The 2,519-nt window shown below is 70.0% G+C and carries 3 protein-coding genes; 1 reads left to right on the top strand and 2 read right to left on the bottom strand.

Annotation, left to right across the window (positions count from 1 at the left end; all coding sequences use genetic code 11):
* A partial coding sequence (locus HC022_RS23915; protein ID WP_167454066.1) for a response regulator occupies positions 1 to 297 on the top strand: 297 nt, incomplete at its 5' end.
* On the opposite strand, the gene yaaA is transcribed toward HC022_RS23915, so the two are convergent.
* The gene (yaaA, locus tag HC022_RS23920) at positions 231 to 1,001 is read right to left on the bottom strand and encodes a peroxide stress protein YaaA (protein ID WP_167454067.1); all 771 of its coding nucleotides are present in this window, start codon (positions 999 to 1,001) and stop codon (positions 231 to 233) included. The two genes, HC022_RS23915 and yaaA, sit on opposite strands and share 67 nt — an antisense overlap.
* 68 nt (positions 1,002 to 1,069) lie before the next feature.
* Positions 1,070 to 2,519 (bottom strand): RQC domain-containing protein (locus HC022_RS23925; protein ID WP_167454068.1); only part of this gene is annotated, 1,450 nt, incomplete at its 5' end.

The following is a 2,519-nucleotide window of genomic DNA, read 5'->3' on the forward strand; positions in this document are numbered from 1 at the left end:
CTGATCTTCATGGACATCTCCATGCCCCACATGGACGGCAGGGAAGCCACGCGCGAGATCCGCGCGCTCGAGGCCGGCGGCCCGCGGGTCCCGATCATAGCGGTCACCGCCCATGCCATGACCGGCGACCGCGAGGGCGTGATCGAGGCCGGGCTCGACGACTACCTGACCAAGCCGCTGCGCAAGGCCGAGCTTGCGGCACTGCTCGACAAGTGGACGAGCGCCGTGGCTCAGGCGCCGCAGGGGCGGGTGAAGACCGGCTGGTCGGGCTTGGACAGCGCCTCGTTGAAGGCATAGCCGCCGCTGTCGAAATCCCGCAGCGCGTCCGGATCGGTGAGGCGGCGCTGCACGATGTAGCGGGCCATCGCACCGCGCGCCTTCTTGGCGTAGAAGCTCACGATCTTGGGCGCGCCGTCCTTGTCCTCCATGAACTGCGGGGTGATCACCCGCAGCTTCAGCGCCTTGCGGTCGACGGCGCCGAAATATTCCTGGCTCGCGCAGTTCACCAGAACCTCGGTGCCGCGCGCCTCGGCATCGGCGTTCAGCGCCTTTGCGATGCTGTCGCCCCACCAGGCGTAGAGATCCTTGCCGCGCCGGGTCTTCAGCTTCGAGCCCATCTCGAGCCGGTACTGCTGAATGCCGTCGAGCGGACGCAGCACGCCGTAGAGTCCCGACAGGATGCGCAGGTGATCCTGCGCCCAGGCCATCTCGTCCGCGTCGAGCGAGGCCGCCTCGAGCCCCTGGTAGGTGTCGCCCGCAAAGCCCAGCGCCGCGGGGCGCAGCACCGCGTCCTCGGGCTCGGCCGAAAAGTCGCGGAAGCGGTCGCGGTTGAGTTTGGCGAGATCGTCCGACAGCCCCATCAGCCCCTTCAGATCGCCCAGCGTCAGGTTGCGCGCGGTCTTCGCCAGCCGCACTGCCTCGTCCGCGAAGCACGGCTCGGTCATCGCCACGTCGCGCTCGGCCCAGTCCAGCCGCTTGGCCGGAGACACCACCACAAGCATCGTCTCTCTCCCGTCCGGGCCGGTCCCGGATCGTCTACATCTGGGTTTCGGAATATCTTGACGCCGGTCTAGTCCACCCGCCCCAGAACGTCCAGAAATGCCGTCCCGAAACGCTCGAACCGGCGCTCGCCGAGCAGCCGCTCGAGCTCCTGCGGGCGGTCCGCCGGGCATTGCGCCACCTTGGCAAGCAGCGAGGCCGAGCAGGACAGCGGCTTTTCGGTGCCGTCGACGCCCCGGGCCAGATCCGCCTGCACCGCCATCAGCGTGTCATAGACCTCGCCCGCGCCACGCGCCGCGAGCTTCACGCGGGAGGGGTGCATCTCTTCGACCGCGCCGGTGATGACCTCGAGGAACTCGGCGCCGTAGCGTTCGAGCTTCTTGGCCCCCACGCCGTTGATCCGGCCCATGTCGTCGAGGCTCTGCGGCCGCCGCTCGGCCATCTCGATCAGGGTGCGGTCGGGGAAGATCATGTAGGGCGGCAGCTGCGCCTCGCGCGCCAGCGCCGTGCGCTTGGCCTTGAGCGCGGACATCAGCGGCGCGTCTTCCTCGGACACCAGCGTCTTGACCTGCGGGCGGCGGTCGGCGGCGCGGTCGATGACGTCGCGGCGCAGGGTGATCGGCTCTTCGCCGCGCAGGATCGGCAACGCCGCGTCGGTCATCACCAGCGCGCCGTGGCGCTCGGGATCGGGGCGGACGAGATCGTGGCCCATCATCTGCCGGAACACCGCCTGCCACTGCCCGCGCTTGAGGTCGCGGCCGACGCCGAAGGTCGGCAACTGGTCGTGGTTGCGCTGGCGCACCTTGTCGGTCTCGTTGCCGGTCAGGATGTCGATCAGGTGCCCGGCGCCGAAGTTCTCGCCGGTGCGCAGCGCCGCCGAGAGCGCCTTGCGCACCGCCTCGGTGCCGTCGAAGAGCTCGGGCGGCGTGTCGCAGAGATCGCAGTTGCCGCAAGGCCCGGACTCCTCGCCGAAGTAGCGCAGCAGCTGCTGGCGGCGGCAGCCCTGCGCCTCGGCGAGGCCCAGAAGCGCGTTGAGGCGGCCATGGTCGGCGGCGCGGCGCTCGGGCGGGGCCATGCCCTCGTCAATCTGCGAGCGGCGCAGGCGGATGTCGTCGGGACCGTAGAGTGTCATGGTCTCGGCCGGGGCACCGTCGCGGCCGGCGCGGCCGATCTCCTGGTAATAGGCCTCGATGCTCTTGGGCAGGTCGGCATGGGCGACCCAGCGGATGTCGGGCTTGTCGACGCCCATGCCGAAGGCGACGGTAGCGCAAACGATGAGCCCGTCTTCCTTGGCGAAGCGCTCCTCGACGCCGCGACGGGCCTCGGCCTCCATGCCGCCGTGGTAGAAGCAGGTCGGATGCCCCTCGTCGGCAAGCGCACGCGCCAGCCCCTCGGTCTTGGCGCGGGTGCCGCAGTAGACGATGCCCGAACGGCCCCGGCGGGCGGCGGCGAAGCGCAGGATCTGCGCACGCGGGCTGTCCTTGGGCGCGAAGGCCAAGTGGATGTTGGGCCGGTCGAAA

Source organism: Salipiger sp. HF18 (assembly GCF_011806505.1).
Lineage (GTDB): Bacteria > Pseudomonadota > Alphaproteobacteria > Rhodobacterales > Rhodobacteraceae > Salipiger > Salipiger thiooxidans.

Excerpts from the sequence above, each read along its gene's own strand:
- yaaA (WP_167454067.1), bottom strand. The coding sequence starts at position 1,001 with ATGCTTGTGGTGGTGTCTCCGGCCAAGCGGCTGGACTGGGCCGAGCGC.